The 20,143-nt window shown below is 35.9% G+C and carries 15 protein-coding genes; 9 read left to right on the top strand and 6 right to left on the bottom strand.

The features are described 5' to 3' along the window. Nucleotides 1-312: 312 nt before the first annotated feature. Nucleotides 313-2,082 (top strand): D-alanine--D-alanine ligase, encoded by a 1,770-nt coding sequence (locus ACH2CJ_RS10245; protein ID WP_394992630.1) that lies wholly within the window; start codon nucleotides 313-315, stop codon nucleotides 2,080-2,082. A gap of 248 nt (nucleotides 2,083-2,330) precedes the next feature. Here ACH2CJ_RS10245 and ACH2CJ_RS10240 read toward each other — a convergent pair whose 3' ends face one another. Further along, complete coding sequence (locus ACH2CJ_RS10240) at nucleotides 2,331-3,677, bottom strand: tetratricopeptide repeat protein (protein WP_394992628.1); 1,347 nt, start codon at nucleotides 3,675-3,677, stop codon at nucleotides 2,331-2,333. Nucleotides 3,678-3,960: 283 nt separating this feature from the next. Here ACH2CJ_RS10240 and ACH2CJ_RS10235 point away from each other — a divergent pair, with 283 nt between their 5' ends. Further along, entirely contained in the window at nucleotides 3,961-4,569 is a 609-nt protein-coding gene (locus ACH2CJ_RS10235) for an OmpA family protein (protein ID WP_394992626.1), read from the top strand. 35 nt (nucleotides 4,570-4,604) lie between these two features. Here the strand turns inward: ACH2CJ_RS10235 and ACH2CJ_RS10230 are convergent, their stop codons facing one another. The 3 genes from ACH2CJ_RS10230 to argS are packed head-to-tail and all read right to left on the bottom strand — an operon-like array spanning nucleotide 4,605 to nucleotide 7,972. Beyond that, entirely contained in the window at nucleotides 4,605-5,522 is a 918-nt protein-coding gene (locus tag ACH2CJ_RS10230) for a 1,4-dihydroxy-2-naphthoate polyprenyltransferase (RefSeq protein ID WP_394992624.1), read from the bottom strand. Nucleotides 5,523-5,556: 34 nt separating this feature from the next. Next, the gene (locus ACH2CJ_RS10225; protein ID WP_394992622.1) at nucleotides 5,557-6,165 is read right to left on the bottom strand and encodes a glutathione peroxidase; all 609 of its coding nucleotides are present in this window, start codon (nucleotides 6,163-6,165) and stop codon (nucleotides 5,557-5,559) included. A gap of 1 nt (nucleotide 6,166) precedes the next feature. Continuing rightward, a complete protein-coding gene (gene argS / locus ACH2CJ_RS10220; RefSeq protein ID WP_394992620.1) occupies nucleotides 6,167-7,972 on the bottom strand; it encodes an arginine--tRNA ligase in 1,806 nt (601 codons plus the stop codon). 163 nt (nucleotides 7,973-8,135) lie between these two features. On the opposite strand from argS, the gene ACH2CJ_RS10215 reads away from it, so the two are divergent. The 7 genes from ACH2CJ_RS10215 (at nucleotide 8,136) to glmS (ending at nucleotide 16,854) form a co-directional block, all read left to right on the top strand. Further along, complete coding sequence (locus ACH2CJ_RS10215; RefSeq protein ID WP_394992619.1) at nucleotides 8,136-9,608, top strand: hypothetical protein; 1,473 nt, start codon at nucleotides 8,136-8,138, stop codon at nucleotides 9,606-9,608. A gap of 170 nt (nucleotides 9,609-9,778) precedes the next feature. After that, complete coding sequence (locus ACH2CJ_RS10210; RefSeq protein ID WP_394992618.1) at nucleotides 9,779-10,663, top strand: YicC/YloC family endoribonuclease; 885 nt, start codon at nucleotides 9,779-9,781, stop codon at nucleotides 10,661-10,663. A gap of 93 nt (nucleotides 10,664-10,756) precedes the next feature. Then, a complete protein-coding gene (eno, locus tag ACH2CJ_RS10205; RefSeq protein ID WP_394992617.1) occupies nucleotides 10,757-12,034 on the top strand; it encodes a phosphopyruvate hydratase in 1,278 nt (425 codons plus the stop codon). Nucleotides 12,035-12,157: 123 nt separating this feature from the next. Further along, nucleotides 12,158-12,481: a septum formation initiator family protein gene (locus tag ACH2CJ_RS10200; RefSeq protein ID WP_394992615.1), complete on the top strand. Its 324-nt coding sequence runs from the start codon at nucleotides 12,158-12,160 to the stop codon at nucleotides 12,479-12,481. A gap of 224 nt (nucleotides 12,482-12,705) precedes the next feature. Further along, nucleotides 12,706-13,518: a glycogen/starch synthase gene (locus ACH2CJ_RS10195; protein WP_394992614.1), complete on the top strand. Its 813-nt coding sequence runs from the start codon at nucleotides 12,706-12,708 to the stop codon at nucleotides 13,516-13,518. A 22-nt stretch (nucleotides 13,519-13,540) separates the two neighbouring features. Then, nucleotides 13,541-14,854: a DUF4270 family protein gene (locus ACH2CJ_RS10190; protein WP_394992612.1), complete on the top strand. Its 1,314-nt coding sequence runs from the start codon at nucleotides 13,541-13,543 to the stop codon at nucleotides 14,852-14,854. A 161-nt stretch (nucleotides 14,855-15,015) separates the two neighbouring features. Continuing rightward, on the top strand, nucleotides 15,016-16,854 hold the full coding sequence (glmS, locus tag ACH2CJ_RS10185) for a glutamine--fructose-6-phosphate transaminase (isomerizing) (RefSeq protein WP_394992611.1): 1,839 nt from the start codon (nucleotides 15,016-15,018) through the stop codon (nucleotides 16,852-16,854). An 82-nt stretch (nucleotides 16,855-16,936) separates the two neighbouring features. Here glmS and ACH2CJ_RS10180 read toward each other — a convergent pair whose 3' ends face one another. Both ACH2CJ_RS10180 and fdhD read right to left on the bottom strand, forming a co-directional pair. Continuing rightward, nucleotides 16,937-19,255 (bottom strand): FdhF/YdeP family oxidoreductase, encoded by a 2,319-nt coding sequence (locus ACH2CJ_RS10180; protein ID WP_394992609.1) that lies wholly within the window; start codon nucleotides 19,253-19,255, stop codon nucleotides 16,937-16,939. Nucleotides 19,256-19,280: 25 nt separating this feature from the next. Beyond that, on the bottom strand, nucleotides 19,281-20,135 hold the full coding sequence (gene fdhD, locus ACH2CJ_RS10175; RefSeq protein WP_394992607.1) for a formate dehydrogenase accessory sulfurtransferase FdhD: 855 nt from the start codon (nucleotides 20,133-20,135) through the stop codon (nucleotides 19,281-19,283). Nucleotides 20,136-20,143: the final 8 nt, after the last annotated feature.

The raw sequence follows: 20,143 nt of genomic DNA, 5'->3' as shown, positions 1-20,143 counted from the left end.
CGAAGCTAAAAAGGAAGAAATGCGTATGCTAATTGTACGAGAAAAAAAAGAAATTGTCAATAAGAAGAACAAATATTTTTAGAGATCAACATTTAAAAGTTTGAACCTCATATTATTTTTTATTCATTTCGGGAGAAATTTATCTTAAAAAATCAAGCCACTTGCAAAAACAAGTGGCTTTTTTATTAACTTGCAATCGGAAGTATGTTATGAGTTTTGAAGCACAAATTATTATTTTTTATCGAATCTCTTATCTCGAATCTATGTTTAGAATACTATTTACAGATTCAAAGACTGTGAACTAAAAATACAATGGCAAACAAAATCAGAATCGGTATTTTTTTCGGCGGACAAGCACGTGAACGAGAAATTTCTTATTTAGGCGGAAAAACTGCCTTCGAGCATATTGACAAGGCGATTTTTGAACCTATTCCTATCTTTGTTGATAGTTTGGGGCATTTTATTCAGATAAATCCTGAATTACTCTACGAAGAATCTATCCGTGATTTTTTCCCTTCCAAAAATCTCAATCGTGGCTTTCGAGTTTATATTGAATCTTTAGGCGATTTGAACGAAACTCAGCTTTATAAACTAATTTATAAAGTTGGAAAACAGATTCAACCTGCCGATTTTTCCCAAATCATGGATTTTGCTTTTACCATCATGCATGGCCCACAAGCCGAAGATGGAGCAATACAAGGTTTATTAGAATGGTATGGCATACCGTACGTAGGGCCTGGCTTGATGGGTTCGGCAATTGGTATTGACAAACCAATGCAAAATAAGCTCATTTCGCTCGTAACGGGACAAAAAAAGAAAATGGTAACCTTTACTCGTGAGGAATGGCAAATTGCCGACCGTTCAAAAATGTTTACTGATTTAATCAACAATATAGGTTTCCCATTTGTAGTAAAAGCTCCGCATCAAGGTTCATCCATCGGTGTGGCGATTGTTAGGAAGCGTAGCCTCGAAGAATTTACAAAATCGGTTCAGCAATGCTTTTTTGAAACAACATTTTTGAAACGTGAATGGGAAAAAATGACCGATCGCCAAAAACGTCATTTGATGGAAAAAACATCGAATTTAGATGAAGGTATCGGTTTTCCTTTGATAGTTAACGGCAAAATGCTTTATCACCCAGTTGAGTTGATGGAAGAGTTGGATGCTCAATTGTTTACTTTAGATGCTGTAACTGCCATCTCGGCAAATGCCGAAGACCATGTAATGATTGAAGAATTTGTGGTAGGTCAAGAATTTTCATGCGGTGTTATTCAGCATGACGACGGAACAGCGGTTGCCCTCCCTCCTACCGAAATCTACGGCGAAATTCAGACTTTTGATTTTAAATCTAAATACAAATCTAACGTAACTAAGAAACGAATTCCAGTAGAAACAAGTTTTGAAAACTTGCATAAGATTCAAGATAGCTTGCTCAAAGTCTTCAACGGTTTGGGCTTCTGCGTGGTTACTCGAACCGATGGTTTCTTAACACCCGACGGCAGAGTATTGCTTCACGACCCAAACACGATTCCTGGGATGTCACCAGCTTCATTGATTTTTAAGCAAATGGCCGAAATCGGATTGACTGTTACACAATCTATAACATATTTTATTCGCCAGTCTATTCGTGAGCGAATCAGAAGTGGTAAGAATACAGTAGTTCTTCGCCAATTACTCGAAAGATTAGACAATGATATTGAAGAACGTTTGGCATTGCACCGAAAAAAAGTAGCCATAATTTTTGGTGAAACGGACGAAGAATATAAAATTGCTCAAAAGAAAATGGGTGAATATGCTTCCTCACCTACTTATGAGCCTGTACCTATTTGTGCAGCTCGAAATGGTCAAATGTATACGATTCCAGTAAACTTGATGTTTAAAGCCGATATTCAAGATTTTGGGCAAAATATTGGAAAGCCTAAGCACGCATTTATTGCCGAAATTATAAAAAAAGCTGAGAAAATTACACAAAAATATGCGGGAGGATTTGATTGGCAAGTGAAAAAAATTACAGAAGGTGATTTGGCAGAAACTGTACAATTTATATTCCAGTGCGATTCTGGGGCTTTGGTCGAATTGTAAAAAAATCATAGATAAACAAAAAACCTCCGCTGTTTGGCAGAGATTTTAACAAAATGATATAATACTGACAATCTAAGGTTAACGAAAAAAATCTATCCCATAAACAGGGGTTTTATGTAGTCGATACGAAGTTTTTACAGTATAAATAGCTTGACAGGAGATAAGTATTTTAAAATATTTAAACTTTAAAAACAAAGAAATCACCGCCAAATGACGGAGATTTCTTATATAAATTTACTTTAATATTCTTAATTACAATACTCACGAATAACATTATAAGCTGCCGAATAACCTAACTCCCCTGCACGGCTAAGGTCATAACAACCAGCATTTTCGTCGCCCAAAGCGTGTTTAATAATTCCTCTTACATAGTATGCTTCGCCGTATTTAGGGTTTAACTTAATGGCATTTGAACAATCTTGCAAAGCCTCTTTTTGAGATCCCATTGACGAACGAACCAAACCACGAGAAAAATATGCTTCAGAATAAGTAGGATTCAACTCAATAGATTTGTTTAAGTCAGCAATTGCCCCTTTGCCATCACCAGTCTTAAATTTCGAGATTCCACGGCTATAAAATGCTTCCGAACGATCATCCGAAAATTCATTTATTTTGCTTCTTTCTTGTACCACATTTCTAAGTTCATCCAAAGTATTTTTAGTCATGCGACCTGTATAATATACTTTTGAGTCAATATTTACATTATTTACCTCAATTGCTTTAGTCAAATCATTCACTGCATCACGCTGACTACCTAACTTGCTATTACAAAAACCTCTACCATAAAATGCACGAACATTTTGTGGGTCAAGCTGAATCGCTTTGTCATAATCATTCATCGCTCCACGAAAATCTTCAATTTTTGTTTTGGCAAATCCACGGTTAAAATATGATTCACTATCTTCTGGATTGAGTTTTACAGCTTCATCAAAATCTTTAATCGAACCAGCGAAATCATTTATTTTCAAGCGACTAAAACCTCTACTTGCAAAAGATTGTGACCGCTTTGGGTTCATATCAATTGCTTTCGTAAAGTCGGAGATACTTCCTTGAAAATCATCTAAACGTGATTTACATGCCCCACGTGAAAAATACGCTTGGTATTTTTTATCATCTTCGGTATTCAACTCAACTACTTTTGAAAAATCTTGAATCGCACGACGGTAATCCAATAACTTGGCTCTGGTCATTCCACGATATAAAAATGCCAAAGCATCTTCTGGATTAAGTTCTATTGTACGGTTGTAATCTTGTAGAGCCGAACGATGGTCGTCTTGGTCACTTTTACTTTTACCACGATACAAATATGCCAAGGCATTTTTTGAATCAATGTCTATCGTACGGTCAAAATCCAAAATAGCACCACGATGGTCTTTCAGTTGTTGTTTTGCCAAACCACGATTATAATAACTTGTTGAATTTTCTGGGTTCATCGCAATGGCAGTGCTGTATGCTTGTGAAGCACCTATATAATCTCCTGCTTTACTTTTATTCACACCAATATCAAAAAATTCGGATGCAGTTTGCTGTGCTTGAGTCTGTAAAGCAAAAACAGTTAGGCAAAAAGCCAATAGAGAAAGGAATAATTTTTTCATAAGATTATTTGAAAATTTTAAAGACATAGTGGTTGCTATGAAATATGGAGTTTTTTTTGGGTATTAATTGGTAAGAAAATCAATCAGCAAAGATAAATTTTATGGCTGTTTACTCAACACTTTTTACTAAAAAGTTTTGTTAACCCCTACCATTTGCTACAGAATAATAACTTTTTTACCAAATAATTTGTCATTTTCAAATATTTTTCGCCAATTTTACATAACATTTGTTTTGCTCTAAGCAAAATCATTTACTTACGTTGCTAAAAAACTTCCTAATTCCATGAAATTTTTGCGTCTATTTGCAGGCGTTGCTATGGTTATAGCTGTGCTTGTTGCTTGTAATTCTTCAAAAAAATCATCGAAGAATACCTCTTCTAATCGTAAAAAAGACCCTGTTGCAGCAGATGCTGCTCTCAAAATTGGTAATATGCTTGATAGATTGGCGACTGATTTGATAGGAGCAACTACTGGCAAAGCCGATATTTTTCGCACTGCCGATGGAATCAACATTACTTTTCAGCCTGATTTTTATTTTGAGTCGAGTTCCGAACGTTTGACAGCTGAAGCAAAGAATGTTCTGATTGATATTTCAGGAATTTTGAATCGCTACCCTTATACCGAAATTTTTATTGAGGGACATGCCGATAGTAGTGGCAATCAATGGAATAACAAGAAACTCTCAGAAACACGAGCTAAAACTGTTGCTTTATATTTGAAAGCACAAGGTGTGGTAGCAGAACGTATGGCTATTGCAGGTTATGGTGCAACTCGCCCTATTGACAGCAATAACACACCAGAAGGTCGCCGTAAAAATCGAAGAGTTTTGGTTAAAATAAGAGCAAATGAACAAAAATTTTTAGCTACCCAAACCCAAGTGGCAGGAAAATAAAGAGATTTTTTTGGTTGACGATTTTGCTCATTGTTCTAAAGCAGCTGTGCAACTCCAAATAAAATAACAAAGGCTAAGGTTGAAAGTGCCATTTGTTTGAGCATTGGGTCGGGGTTTGACAAACGAGAAACCTTTAATCCGTTGATGAAAAATAATGGAAAACAAAGCACATATTGAAAGTTATTTTTACCTTGTAAGATACTAAATAGCAAAATGCTGAACATACCAAGTATCAGCAAAGTCCAATGATATATTACTGCTTTTTTCTTGCCCAACCGAGCAGGAATTGTTTTTTTGCCTGCTCTTGTATCTGATTCAATATCTCTAATATTATTAATATTCAGAACTCCAGTAGCAAAAAGCCCACAACTCAACGCTGGCAATAAATTGAGCCAGTCGAAGGTTTTTGTAAACAAAAAATTGCTTCCCAAAACCCCTACCAAACCAAAGAAAATAAGTACAGAAATATCACCTAATCCGGCATATCCATAAGGTTTTTTTCCTGCTGTGTAAGTATAAGCGGCAAGCATTGATAATAAACCAAGACCTAAAAAAAACCAAAAAATACTTGCAGAAGCATTTTTAAAAGCAAAATATAAGAGAGAAATGCCAAAAATCAAACAAAGGATTCCAAAGAAAACTATGGCATTAAACATCTGATTTGGGGTAATCGCTCCTGACTGAACAGCTCGCTTTGGACCTACTCTTCCAGCCAAATCTGCTCCATTTTGAGTATCGCCATAATCATTTGCAAAGTTGGAAAGAACCTGTAAAGCAATTGTTGTGAGACAACACAAAGCAAAAATTATCCAATCGAATTTTCCAGCAAAGGCTGCTAAGAAACTTCCCATAAAAATACTCGCCAAAGCCAAAGGTAGCGTACGTGGGCGAGCTGCCGAGAGCCACGCCCCCGATTTGGGAGCTTTTTCTATTTGTTCTTTATTATCTATCATAATAGTAATTCCTCAATCGGGGGTTAGCAGGCTATTAAATACCTACCGCCTTCAAAAACTCTGGAGAATTTGGTTTTACACCTGATGCAAAAAAATGTGATACTTCACCTTTCTCGTTGATAACATATTTGCAAAAATTCCAAGTTGGTTCTTTGTCGTTCCAGCCGTTTAGGTCTTTTTTGCTTAACCATCTATAAAGTGGGTGTTGGTCACTTCCAACAACGCTAACTTTTTCAAACATTTGAAAAGTTACACCATAATTTTTCTGGCAAAAAGTAGCAATTTCCTTATTTGTACCTGATTCTTGACCACCAAAGTTATTAGCAGGACAACCTAAAACAACAATTTTATCGCCATATTTTTCGTGAAATTTCTGCCAATCTGCGTATTGTGGTGTATAGCCACATTCAGATGCGGTGTTTAATACCACTACTTTTTTGCCTTTATATTTGGCAAAATCTATTGTTTCTTTGCCATCAAGCGATTTTAAACTAAAATCATAAAAAGAACCTTTTGCCATAACATTACTTGGTTTGACAGACAATGCTTTTTTGTCCGAAAAAATGTGTTTAATTAAACGAAAACTCATAGTTGATGAGAGAATTACAATTGTTAATGCTGCGAAAATTACTCTTTTTTTCATATTACATTCTGTTTGGTACTTCCATCCCTAATAACGCCGTAGCCTTTGCAATTGTTTCGGCAATCGCTTTGATGAGTGATAGTCTAAATTGTTGTTTGTCGGCATCGGTTTCGTTCATAATCGAAACTTCTGCATAAAATTGGTTGAATGTTTTCGCTAATTCATAAATATAACTAGCAATTAATGCTGGCGAATACTCCTCTCCTGCTTTTTTAACAGCAGCGGGATATTCGCTCAAAACAAATATCAATTCGGTTTCTACTTTAGCTAATTCCACCGACTTAACTTGCTTACAAAGCGGAACGCCGCCCGCAGGCATTTGCATTGAAGATGCCTTTCGCAAAATTGAACAAATACGTGCGTGAGTATATTGAATAAAAGGGCCAGTATTTCCCTGAAAATCAATAGATTCGGCCGGATTGAACAACATTCTTTTCTTTGGTTCGACCTTCAATAAGAAATACTTCAACGCTCCCAAAGCCAACATTTGGAACAAATTTTCTGCTTCTTCTTTACTAAAATCATCAATTTTTCCACGCTCACGGGTCGTTTCGGCGGCGGTTTCAATCATTTCTGCAACCAATTCATCTGCATCAACGACCGTTCCTTCACGAGATTTCATTTTCCCAGAAGGTAAATCAACCATACCATAGCTTAGGTGATAACAACCATCGGCATAAGTACGACCGAGTTTTTTCATAATCGCAAAAAGCACTTGAAAATGATAATCTTGCTCATTGCCAACTACCCAAATTGATTTATCGTTATGAAAATCGTTGAATTTCAAATCGGTTGTACCCAAGTCTTGTGTAATATAGACCGAAGTTCCGTCAGAACGAAGCACCAGTTTTTCGTCAAGACCTTCTTCTTTTAAGTCAATCCACACGCTTCCGTTGTCTTTTTTAAAGAAAATTCCTTTTTTTAAACCTTCTTCAACAACTTCTTTTCCGAGCAAATAAGTGTTTGATTCGTAGTAAATTTTATCAAACGAAACGCCAATTTTCTTGTATGTCTCATCAAATCCTGCAAAAACCCACGTATTCATTTTTCGCCATAAATCCATTGTTTCGGCATCTCCTTGTTCCCATTTTTGCAACATTTCCTGCGTTTCGAGCATCAATGGGGCATTTTTCTTAGCTTCGTCTTCGGTTTTTCCTTGGGCAATTAGTTGAGCAATCTCAACTTTATAAGCTTTATCAAATTCTACATAATATTTTCCTGCCAAATGGTCGCCTTTCAAACCTAAAGACTCTGGCGTTTCTCCATTTCCAAAATTGCGGTTCGCAGCCCGTTGATACGCCAACATTGACTTACAAATATGCACACCACGGTCATTTACCAAGCAAGTTTTAGCAACTTCATAACCGCCCGCTTTCAAAATACTGGCAACCGATTCGCCTAAAAAATCATTACGCAAATGCCCCAAATGGAGAGGTTTGTTGGTATTTGGCGAAGAAAACTCGACCATCACCGATTTTCCGTTGGCAGGAAAAGTACCAAAATTGTCTTCTGCCAAAATATTATTCAACGTATCAATCCAAACATCATTAGTCAAAATCACATTTAAGTATCCCTGAACTACATTAAAACCATCAATAAAAGTGCTGTTTTCTTGCAAATACTGTCCGATAGTATTACCAATTTCTGCTGGATTTTTGCGTAGCGATTTCACCAAAGGGAAAACTACATAAGTATAATGCCCTTCAAAATCTTTTTTGGTTGGCTGCAAAACAACCTCTTCTTCAACATGATATAATGCCAAAAGTGCTTGTTGAATGGCTTTTTTTAACGATAATTCGATATTCATTTTGTCAGGAATTAGCCAATAGCATGTAGCAATAAGCTTTTTGATTAACATTTATTCTTTAAAAACTAAGCTGCAAAAGTACAGTTTTTTTAAGAGAAAAGCCCAATATTATTTGGAAATAAGACATTATTCGAGCTAACTTTACTATTGCTAACCTGCATTTATGATGAACAAATATATACTTTTTACTTATTGCTTTTTTGTATGTTTTAATCTTGTTGCACAACGGATAAGTCCTACTGCTGAGTCTATATTGGCGGCGGCCAATTCAGCCCCAAAGACTAATATAATGCCTAAAAGTCATATCAAACAAAGCGGACAAACACCCGTTGAGGAAAACTTTTTTAGGCCAATTCGGCAAAATAATATCATCCCGATGGGTGTAAACGGCACTATTATGTCGGACTTAAATTCTGATGAAAAGTTTACTTATGTTCATACCGAAGGTTACGATAAAAATGTAAAGAATATTTGGCAAAATGATTTCAAAATAGAGGCAAAATATGACTTTATTGGCGAACAAACAGACTCGGTTTTTCATTATGCTTTGTTCAATCGTTTTTTGCCAAAAAACAAAATTATGCTCCTCAAAACCTCTATCAAAACTGGTTTACAGCAAAAAATAGAAGGTACGTTTCCTGAAGGAATAAAAATGTTTACGTTCAGGGTTGTTTATGAAGATTGCTTCATTGCTTGTAAGTACAAAGAACGCCCAGTTGTCATGGTTTTTCGTGTGCAAGATGGCACTTTCAAGGTTTTACCCAACTTACTTAATAGAAATGCTCAGTTTTTATCTCTTTACGCTGATAATGAGAGCTTTACGGCAATTTTAAAACAACAAAAAGGTGGCAATTTATTGATTAAAAAATACTCAAAAGAGGGAAAAATGTTGAATGACTACATAATTCCGAATAATAAAAAGCAATTTAATGAAGCAAAAACAATTAGAATTGGTGAAAAATTATTTGTTATTGGTACTTACACTAAAGGACTTAGTTTTCGAGTGAGGGGCTTATATGCTGCTTGTTTGGATGAGAATTTCTCGCCAGAAAAAGTAAAATATACTGAGTTTTCGGAATTTAAAGCCTTACTAAACAAAAAACAGCAAACACCACCTTACGCCATAGTTCACCAATTAAAATCACTTGAAAATGGCATAATGTGTGTCTTCGACTTTTTTGATGCGTCTATCTCTAATCAAGAATATACGGGCAAAATAAAGTACCAATATAGCATGATTTGTCGACTCGATAACGAAGCAAATTTTTTATGGAATTCGGTCATTACATTAGATGGTTTGACCAACTTTATTTATACTCAACGCTTAAGAACCCAAACTTCCAACAAAATTGATGTTTTAGAATCAAACGTAAAGCCTGCTATGCGTTTTTTGGTTAATAAAAATCGAATTATGGGAGCTTGTCAATTTGGCAATGTGATTTATACAAATTTACTCGACACAACTACAGGCGAAGTGGTGGCAAAAGGAGTGTATGAGGAATTAGGAAATGAGCAAATCACAGGCTTTTCGCCGTGGTTCGACGAAAATTTCTTGATTTGGGGACGTGAACGCAAAAACCTTCTCGCTAACCCTACATTATATATGCGTAAGATTAAGATTGTAGAAAAGCTCTGAGTGATCGTGTAAAGCGGTACGCCGCCCGCTCTGATTGAGCGATTTTTTCTTTTCTGAAGCAAAACTACTAAGATTACCTTTATTTATGCGTTCTTTGTCTAAATTTCAAAAAAGTCATTCACTCAATCAGAGCGGGCGGCATACCGCTTCGCTCAATCAATCATTATATTATGCTGCAATCAATGACTGGTTTTGGCTCGGCTACTGTCGAAAATGCCAAAATTTCTGTAACTGTCGAAGTCAAATCGTTGAATTCTAAATTTTTTGATATTTACTGCCGAATCCCACGTAGTTATTCGGAGCGAGAAATCGAAATCAGAACCATTCTTACGCAAGAATTGGAGCGTGGAAAAGTCGAATTTATGATGTCGGTTACACCCAAAGACGAATCAGGAGCTTCAACTACCGTCAATCGTGCTTTGATAAAAGCCTATTTTAAAGACCTAAAAGCAACGGCAAACGAACTTGGTTTTGAACCAACACCCACCGAATTGCTCCGCATGGCAAGCATGATGCCTAATGCTTATAATACCGATTCTTTAAGCGAATCGGACTCAAAAGCTGAATGGGATTTAATGAAAACCGCTATAAATCAGGCGATTACGAAGTGTAAAGAATTTCGCACGCAAGAAGGAAAAAATACAGAGTTGAAGTTTGAAGAATATATTGAGAGCATAGCCAGTTTGCTAAGAGGCGTAGAGGAGCAAGACCCAAAGCGTATTCCTGCAGTGCGAGAACGCATCGAAAAAGCGGTTGGTGAATGGCTTCAAAATGAAAGTTTCGACCAAAATCGCTTTGAGCAAGAGTTGATTTATTATGTTGAGAAATTTGATATTTCGGAAGAAAAAGTTCGTCTGAAAAATCATTTAGAATATTTCATTCAAGAACTAAAAATTGCTTCTAATGGAAAAAAACTTAATTTTATTGCTCAAGAAATTGGTCGAGAAGTAAATACGATTGGCTCAAAAGCAAATGATTCGATAATTCAGCGTTTGGTGGTGCAAATGAAAGATGAATTGGAGAAAATCAAGGAGCAAACAATGAATATTGTTTAAAATTCCTTATTTTTGTAACATATTTCCAAAGAAAATATCGTGTTTTTGCACGATTCCAATATTTTTTATAACCAAAACTTACAAGTTTAACTTATGAGCCAAATTGTTAGAGTACACGCCAGACAAATTCTTGATTCGAGAGGAAACCCAACGATTGAGGTAGACGTATTGACCGATAACGGTTATTTGGGACGTGCAGCTGTGCCTTCGGGTGCTTCTACGGGCGTACACGAAGCCGTTGAATTACGTGATGACAACCCAAAAATTTATCAAGGGAAAGGCGTTTTGAAAGCCGTTAAGAACGTAAATGATATTATTGCTGCCGAAATATTAGGAGCAAATGTTTTTGAGCAAAATCTGATAGACAAAATCATGATTGACCTTGATGGCACACCAAATAAAGGAGTTTTGGGAGCAAATGCAATCTTAGGTGTTTCATTGGCGGTTGCAAAAGCAGCAGCTTTCGAGGCTGGGTTGTCGTTGTACCGCTATTTAGGTGGTGTAAATGCCAATACATTGCCAGTTCCGATGATGAACATTATCAACGGTGGCTCACACGCTGACAATTCGATTGATTTTCAAGAATTTATGGTAATGCCCGCTAAAGCTGAGTCGTTTTCTCACGCTTTGCAAATGGGAACTGACATTTTTCATACCTTGAAAAAAGTACTGAAATCGAAAGGATATTCTACAAACGTTGGTGATGAAGGCGGTTTTGCCCCAAACATTAAATCAAATGAAGAGGCTATCGAAACAGTTTTGACTGCCATTGAAAAAGCTGGTTACAAAGCTGGTGAAGATGTATTTATAGCTTTAGACCCTGCAGCTTCGGAATTTTACGATTCGGCAACCGGTCTTTATACATTCAAAAAATCGGATGGAAGACAATTAAATTCACATGAAATGGCTGGTTATTGGGCAAGTTGGGTAGAAAAATACCCAATCATTTCGATTGAAGATGGTATGGCTGAAGATGACTGGTCAGGTTGGGCAGAACAAACTCGTTTGATTGGTAGCAAATGCCAGTTAGTGGGTGATGATCTGTTTGTGACTAATGTAAAACGTTTACAAGAAGGTATTGATAAAGGTATTGCAAATGCAATTTTGATAAAAGTAAACCAAATTGGTTCTTTGACCGAGACTATAAATGCAGTAAATTTGGCTCATAAAAACAAATATAAGAGTATCATGTCGCACCGCTCAGGCGAAACCGAAGATTCTACGATTGCAGATTTAGCAGTTGCATTGAACACTGGTCAAATCAAAACTGGTTCGGCTTCACGCTCAGACCGTATGGCAAAATACAATCAATTGCTTCGTATTGAAGAAGAATTGGGCGATTCAGCTACTTTCCCAGGTTTGAAGTTCTGATTTCGATGTTAGGAATTTTACAAAAACAAAAAAGTCTGTCAAAAAAATTGACAGACTTTTTTGTTTTATAAACCCTGATTTTCTACTTTTGAATCACAATCGTGCTTATAAAACTTCCTTCTTATGAAAATCTATGTTCCTGCATTCGCAATGAAGTATCGTTTTTACGTGCTTACACTCGCTGGTTTATTGGTTTGGGTAATTTTTTTTGATGGTAGTAACCTCATCTCCCAGTTTAGACTTTGGCAAAAACTCTCTGATTTACAAAATCAACAAGAATATTACGTTGATGAACTCAAAAAAGTAAAAGAAGAAGAAAAAGAAGTAATGGGAAATCCAAAATCAATGGAAAAATTTGCCCGTGAAAAGTACCTCATGAAAAAAACGGGTGAAACTGTTTTTGTTATAGTTGATGAAGATAATAAATCGGTAGAGAAGGACGAGTAAAGTAATTTTCAAAGTATTTTTTTCAATTTTAAAAGAATAAATACGTTGTCATTAGACTAAAATACCGACTGCTTTAGCTAACTCTTTATCATTTTTTGCAATTTGGTACTGTCCTACGCACATTCATGCTGCCATTTTCAAAGATATTGTACAATTTATTAGTTTTTTTCGTATCTTTGCATACTTTTTTGGAAGATACCTCCCACTAATAATATTTTAAAGATATGCGTAAACTCCGTATTCTATACGTTGCGAGTGAGATAAATCCCTTCCTGCAAGTTTCAGAAGTAGCTGATTTCCTGCGTAAACTTCCGCAAGCCATGCAAGAGAAAGGCATGGAGATTCGTATTTTGATTCCTCGTTTTGGCTCTATTAATGAACGAAAAAATCGTCTCCATGAAGTGGTACGTTTATCGGGTATTAATATCACCGTCGGCGAAGATGAAAAACCTTTGATTATCAAAGTTGCTTCGATTCCAAGTGCTAAACTTCAAGTTTATTTTTTAGACAATGAAGACTATTTCAACAGAAAATACGTTTTCTTAGACAAAGAAGGAAGTTTCTACGACGATAACGATGAAAGAACTATCTTCTTTTGTAAAGGAGTTCTTGAAACAGTAAAAAAATTAGGCTGGGCTCCAGACATTGTTCATTGTACTGACTGGATGACCGCTTTGATTCCGTTATATCTAAAAACAACTTACAAAAACGATCCTGTTTTTAAAGATACAAAGTCCGTTTTTACTGTTTATAATAATGTTTTTGAACATAAATTTGACGAAGACATCTTAGAAAAAGCAAAATCAATGGACGTGTCAGACGAAAATTTGGCAAATTTAAGGTCAGCCGATTTTGAAGGATTTATCAAAATAGGTTGTCAATATGCCGACTCTGTTGTGAAAGCCAATGAGGATATGAATGAAAATTTAAGTAAACTTTTGAATGAAATTGCAGCAAACACAATCGACGCAAACATCGAAGATGATGATGTTACCGAAACTTATTTTAACCTCTACACAGAACTTGTTCCTGAATAATACATGGAGAAATACAGCATTTATGCTATTTTCTACTTTTCTTTTCTCGTGTCAAGACCCTATTGGAATTGCCATTGATACGCCCAGCACTGGCGGTCAAATTGTAACTGTTTTTACTGACACTATAAAAGTTGCTTCATCAACAGTAATGCTTGATTCTACTGTTACATCAGGTCAAACGAGTGGTGTAATTGGAAGTTATAAAGACCCAATTTTTGGTACTGTTTCAGCAAAATCATTTGCTCAATTAACATTACCTTATTTATCAAGTAGCAGTTCGTTTGCAGTGCTTAATTTTCCAACAGCCGAAGTAGGTTTAACTGTTTATGATTCTGTTTATGTTTATTTGGCTAACGATAGCTTTGTTTATGGCGACTCTACGAAGCCTGTAACACTTGCGGTACACCGCCTAACAGAAGACTTTGTAAGTTCTAAAAACTATACTAAAGACGATGTTTTGAGCTATAATCAAACTCCAATGGCGAGTAAAGTGTTTAGTTTTAAAGATTTAAAAAGGTCTTATTCGACAGCACAAGATAGTTTACTAAAATATAAATTGCCTAATAGTTTTGGTCAAGAATTATACGATTTAGTAGGAAAAGATGCTGGCACTACAATTGAAAAATTTACAAGTGCAGTAAAGGGTTTGGCTTTTGTGGCTAATCAAAATGCTGCTGCTGTCTATGGACTTTCTATCTCTAATAGCTACGTGCAGTTATACTATCACACTACTAATAGCACTGATAGAAAAAGTATTCCTTTGACTTTTCTTTCGCAACGATTTAGTCAAATCAAAGGAGATAGAAAAGGAACAGCCTTGCAAAATTTGCAATTATTCCAGTCTATTCCTGCAAGTCAGACTAATAATAAAACATATATGCAAACTGGTTTAGGAATTTCAGCCAAAATGCAGTTCCCTTCATTAGTTGCTTTACAAAAAAATAAAAATATCACTATTAATAAAGCTGAGTTAATTATCGAACCAGATTTAGACCAAATAACAGGAAATTTTAGACCACCTTCTCAATTTGCTTTAGTTCAAATTGGCAATGATAATCGTTTGAAGAAAACGGCAAATAATATAATAGATTATGTGGGTTTAGATGCTATTTCGGGTACACAATATGTAGCCACTTATAGCTCGACAAACAATAAATATTCGTTTAATTTCACTTCTTATTTACAAGATTTAATCAATAAAAAGCAAGCGTCAGACGGCTTAGTGCTTGTACCAAGTGTACTTTCTACCACAAGTATTGGTATTAATAATACGAATGTTGCGAGAGTAGTGATTAAAAACATTAAATTGAATGTTTATTATTCTACCAAAAAATAATTATTATTGCCTTATCATAAAAAAAGAGAAGATTTAGGTCTTCTCTTTTTTATTTTATTGGATTTTTTCTATAAATTTGAACAAGAATAATACAATATGTTGTACTATTCTTGTAAATCTCATTTAAATCAAAGATATATCTAAAAATAAAAGCATAAAATATGTGTGGAATTGTCGCTTATGTGGGGCATCGCGAAGCTGCTCCCTTAATTATCAAAGGATTAAAACGATTAGAATATCGTGGATACGATAGTGCAGGAATTGCATTACTCAACGGACATGGTTTGAAAATTTATAAGAAGAAAGGAAAAGTTTCAGCACTCGAAAATGAAATAAAAGACAAAGATTTATTAGCAACGATTGGTATTGGACATACTCGTTGGGCAACCCACGGCGAACCAAATGATATAAATGCCCACCCACATTATTCCAATAGTGGTCGGTTTGCTATCATTCATAATGGTATAATCGAAAACTATGCTTCAATCAAACAAAGTTTGGTTAATAAAGGCTATACTTTTCAGAGCCAAACTGATACTGAAATATTGGTTAATTTTATTGAAGACATTCAAAAAAATAAAAACTGCTCACTCGAAGAAGCGGTGCGTCTTGCTTTGCATGAAGTAGTAGGTGCTTATGCCATTGTTATTATTGATGCCGAAAATCCAACCCAATTAATTGCAGCTCGTAAAGGTAGTCCATTAGTAATTGGAGTGGGAAAAAACGAATATTTCTTTGCATCAGATGCTACACCAATTATCGAATATACCAAAGAGGTAATCTATTTAGATGACTATGAAATAGCAATCGTAAAAGATAACGAACTGACTATCAAGAACTTATCTAACGAAGACATTGACCTTTATATACAAACGGTTGAATTGGAATTAGAAGCGATTGAAAAAGGTGGCTATGACCATTTTATGCTAAAAGAGATTTTTGAGCAACCTCGTTCGATAGCCGATTCGATGCGTGGACGTATTAATATTGAAGATGTAACACTACTTTTAGGTGGCTTGGGAGGTTACCTTGATAAAATAGTTAAAACAAAACGTATCGTAATTGTGGCATGTGGTACTTCGTGGCACGCTGGTCTGGTTGGAGAATATTTATTAGAAGAATTGGCTCGTATCAATGTTGAAGTTGAATATGCTTCTGAGTTTCGTTACCGAAACCCAATTATCAAAGAAGGTGACATCGTTATAGCGATTTCACAATCGGGCGAAACAGCTGATACAATGGCGGCTTTAGAGTTAGCAAAATCGAAGGGTGCAATTATTTTAGGCGTTTGTAACGTGGTTGGTTCGTCAATTGCACGTATTACTCACGCTGGAGTTTATACACATGCTGGACCAGAAATTGGTGTAGCCAGTACAAAGGCATTTACTGCACAAGTAACTGTTTTGACTTTAATTGCACTTGCAGTTGCCCAGAAAAAAGGCACAATTAGTGATGAATTATACCGTGAATTAATCTTTGGTTTAGATGCTATTCCTGCGAAGGTTGAAAAAATCTTGAAAAATGCCGATAAAGTTAAAGACATTGCTAAACTCTTTACTTTTGCATCAAATTTTATCTTCTTAGGTCGTGGGTTAAATTTCCCCGTTGCTTTAGAAGGAGCATTGAAGCTCAAAGAAATTTCATATATTCATGCAGAAGGCTATCCTGCTGCTGAAATGAAACACGGCCCTATTGCTCTGATTGACGAAGATATGCCTGTGGTATTTATTGCCACAAAAGATAGTTCGTACGAAAAAATTGTATCTAATATTCAAGAAGTAAAGGCACGTAAAGGACGAGTGATTGCTATCGTAACCGAAGGTGATACGTTGATTCCGACAATGGTGGACTTCACAATTGAAGTTCCTCGAACAAATGACCTTCTATTACCCTTATTGACTTCTATTCCTTTACAATTAATATCATATTATATTGCGGTCATGCGTGGCAGAAACGTTGACCAACCTCGCAACTTGGCTAAGTCGGTTACCGTGGAGTAAAAAAATAGACCACAGATATTTAATATTTTTATGATAAAAAACCATAACAATGCTTACAATCTTAAATATCTGTGGTTTATATTTATTTATTTTTTGCAATAATCATTTTCCCTTCTACCAAAACTGCCGAAATCGTAATCACCACCGACTTGGAAGTTGGCGTTTTGCTGACATCGGCAAAACTATTAATCGGTACTAAAACGTTAGTTTCTGGAAAATAAGTAGCCACACATTTTCGGGGAATATTATAAGGCACTACAATAAATTTCTCAGCCATTCGCTCTATCCCACCAAAATGATTGTAGAGATTTACAACTTGGTATTTTTGCAGATTTGCTTCCAAAATATCCACTTCATTCATCATAATTATTCTTCGCTCATTATATATTCCTCGATAACGATCGTCTAAGCCATAAATGGTAGTATTGAACTGGTCATGGCTACGAATCGTCATCATAATATATTGATTATCAAGTAGTTGAATGCTTTCTAATTCATTGACCGAAAACTTTGCATTGTTTGTGTCTGTCGAAAATTTTTGTTCACGAAGAGCATTTGGTAAATAAAAACCACCCGCAATTCTAACTTTTTTATTATAATTCTCAAATCCTGAAATAGATTTTTCAATTAGATTTCTGATATTATCATAGTTTGAAATAAGGTTTTCCCAATCCAAATTTTGATTTTTCAAGGTACCTTTTGCAATGCCTGCAACAATAGCTGGCTCGCTCAACAGATATTCAGAAATTGGCTTTAGCACTCCCTGACTGCTATGTACAACGCCCATCGAATCTTCGACTGTTACGAACTGCTCGCCAGAAGTTTGTAAGTCGACGTCTGTTCTGCCTAAACATGGCAAAATCAGAGCCGTTTTTCCATGAATTAAGTGGCTACGGTTGAGTTTTGTTGAAACATGAACGGTCAAATCACAATTTTGCAAAGCCTTAGCCGTAAATTCTGTATCGGGTGTTGCTGAAAGAAAATTTCCGCCCATAGCAAAAAAAACTTTTGCTTTTCTCTCTGACATCGCCTTAATTGCCTCTACAGTATCGAATCCATGCTTACGAGGTGGTTTAAAACCGAAAACATCTTGAAGTTTATCTAGGAATTCATCTTTCGGTCTTTCATAAATCCCCATCGTGCGATCACCTTGCACATTGGAGTGTCCACGCACAGGACAAGTACCTCCACCTTCAATGCCAATGCTTCCTTTAAGCAATAAAAGATTGACAACTTCTCGAATCGTAGCTACCGAATTTTTGTGTTGAGTAAGTCCCATTGCCCAACAGACAATAATTTTTTTATGCTGAATCAATAATTCTGTTGCGGCTCTGATTTCACTCAATAAAATGCCACAAGTATCTGAAAGTTGTTCTAAATTTTCATTTTCAAGGTTTTTTATATAGTTTTCGTAGCCTTCTGTATTATTTTCTATAAAATCTTTGTCAAAAACATTGCCTATTTGTTTTTCAGTTTCGAGCAAAATCTTATTCATTGCTTTTAGTAAAGCCAAGTCTCCATTGATACGAATTTGCAAGTAAATATCGGTCAATTTTTCGCCACCAAAAATCACATCTTGAACTTTTTGTGGATGTTTAAATTTGAGTAAACCTGCTTCAATCAAAGGATTGATAGAAATGATTTTAGCACCCAAACGCTTGGCATTTTCCAAGGCAGACAACATTCTGGGGTGATTTGTGCCTGGATTCTGACCTAAAATCATAATAACTTCTGCTTTTTCAAAATCCTCTAATTTTACCGATCCCTTTCCAAAACCTAAAGTTTCGCCCAAGGCTGAGCCACTCGATTCATGGCACATATTTGAGCAATCAGGCATATTATTGGTTCCATACATTCGGACAAATAATTGGTATAAAAAGGCTGCTTCGTTGCTTGTTCTGCCTGATGTATAAAAAATTGCTTCATCTGGCGAAGTTAAACTATTGAGATGTACAGCTACTAGTTTAAATGATTCTTCCCACGAAATTTTTTCGTAGTTTGTTTGCCCTTCACGCAAAACTAAAGGTTGTGCCAAACGCCCTTGCTGACCGAGCCAATAATCTGACTTTTGTGAAAGGTCGGCAACCGAATATTTCTGGAAAAATACGGGCGTAACTTTACGGGTAGTTGCCTCTTCGGCAATAGCTTTTGCTCCATTTTCGCAGTATTCGGCTATTTTTGAGCGTTCGCCGTCAGGGTCGGGCCATGCACAACTTGGACAATCAACTCCACCTTTTTTATTGAGATTGAGCAAAGCTTTAATACCTCTTTTCAATGGCATTGCACCAAAAACGTGCTTCATAGAAAAATAAACCGCTGTAAACCCTGCTGCTTCCTTGGCAGGTTTTGAAGTTTCAATTCCTGTAATATTAGTAAGTGATTGAGGGTTTATTTTTGGCATTTCTTTGAATTTTAGACAAATAAAATTAAGCAATTATTCGTTCTTCTCCCGAATAAATATTAAAGGTTTCTTCACGCAAAAAACCAATCAATGTCAACCCTAATTCACGTGCTGTTTCGATGGCTAAACTTGAGGGTGAACCCATACAAGCCATTATTGAAATTCTTGCCATTGCCGCTTTTTGAATCAATTCAAAACTCGCTCGGCTACTCATTAACAAGACTGAACCTGTAAATGGCAAAAGATCTTGCTGAAATGCTGCACCAATTACTTTGTCAAGAGCATTATGACGACCAATATCTTCACGTAGAAGAACAAGCTTACCCTCAGTTCCACCTCGTGTAGGAGAAAAAATTGCTGCTGCATGAAGTCCGCCTGTGTGTTGGAAAAATATCTGTTTTTCGTTTAATATTTTAGGCAAACTTTGAATAAATTCTGCTGTAACTCGACAATCATTTTTGGGTAAAATTGAACATTGTATCTGAATGGATTCAATTGATGCTTTTCCACAAATACCACAACTCGAAGTTGCATAAAAATTACGTTCAAAGCGTTGGAAATCAAAGAAAACTTCGGGTTTTAGTTCTACTCTGACAATATTTTGTTGCTCTTGCGTTCCAGCATCTTTACAATAATGAATTGAAAGTATATCCTGAAAGGTTGTAACAATGTTTTCGGAAAATAGAAATCCTAAAGCCAATTCAAAATCGTGTCCTGTGGGCGTACGCATCGTTACAAAAATATTTTTTTGCTGACGATTATAGGCTTCACCATGACCCAAACGTATTTCTAAAGGTTCTTCGATTACAACCAAATCGGGCATGGTAATGCTATTTTTTGAACTTATTTTCCTTATTTCAAAAGATTTTATTCCGTACATTTGTTTTA

The organism is Emticicia sp. (genome assembly GCF_043780375.1).
GTDB lineage: Bacteria > Bacteroidota > Bacteroidia > Cytophagales > Spirosomataceae > Emticicia.
This window is presented reverse-complemented; position numbering and strand designations above follow the sequence as displayed.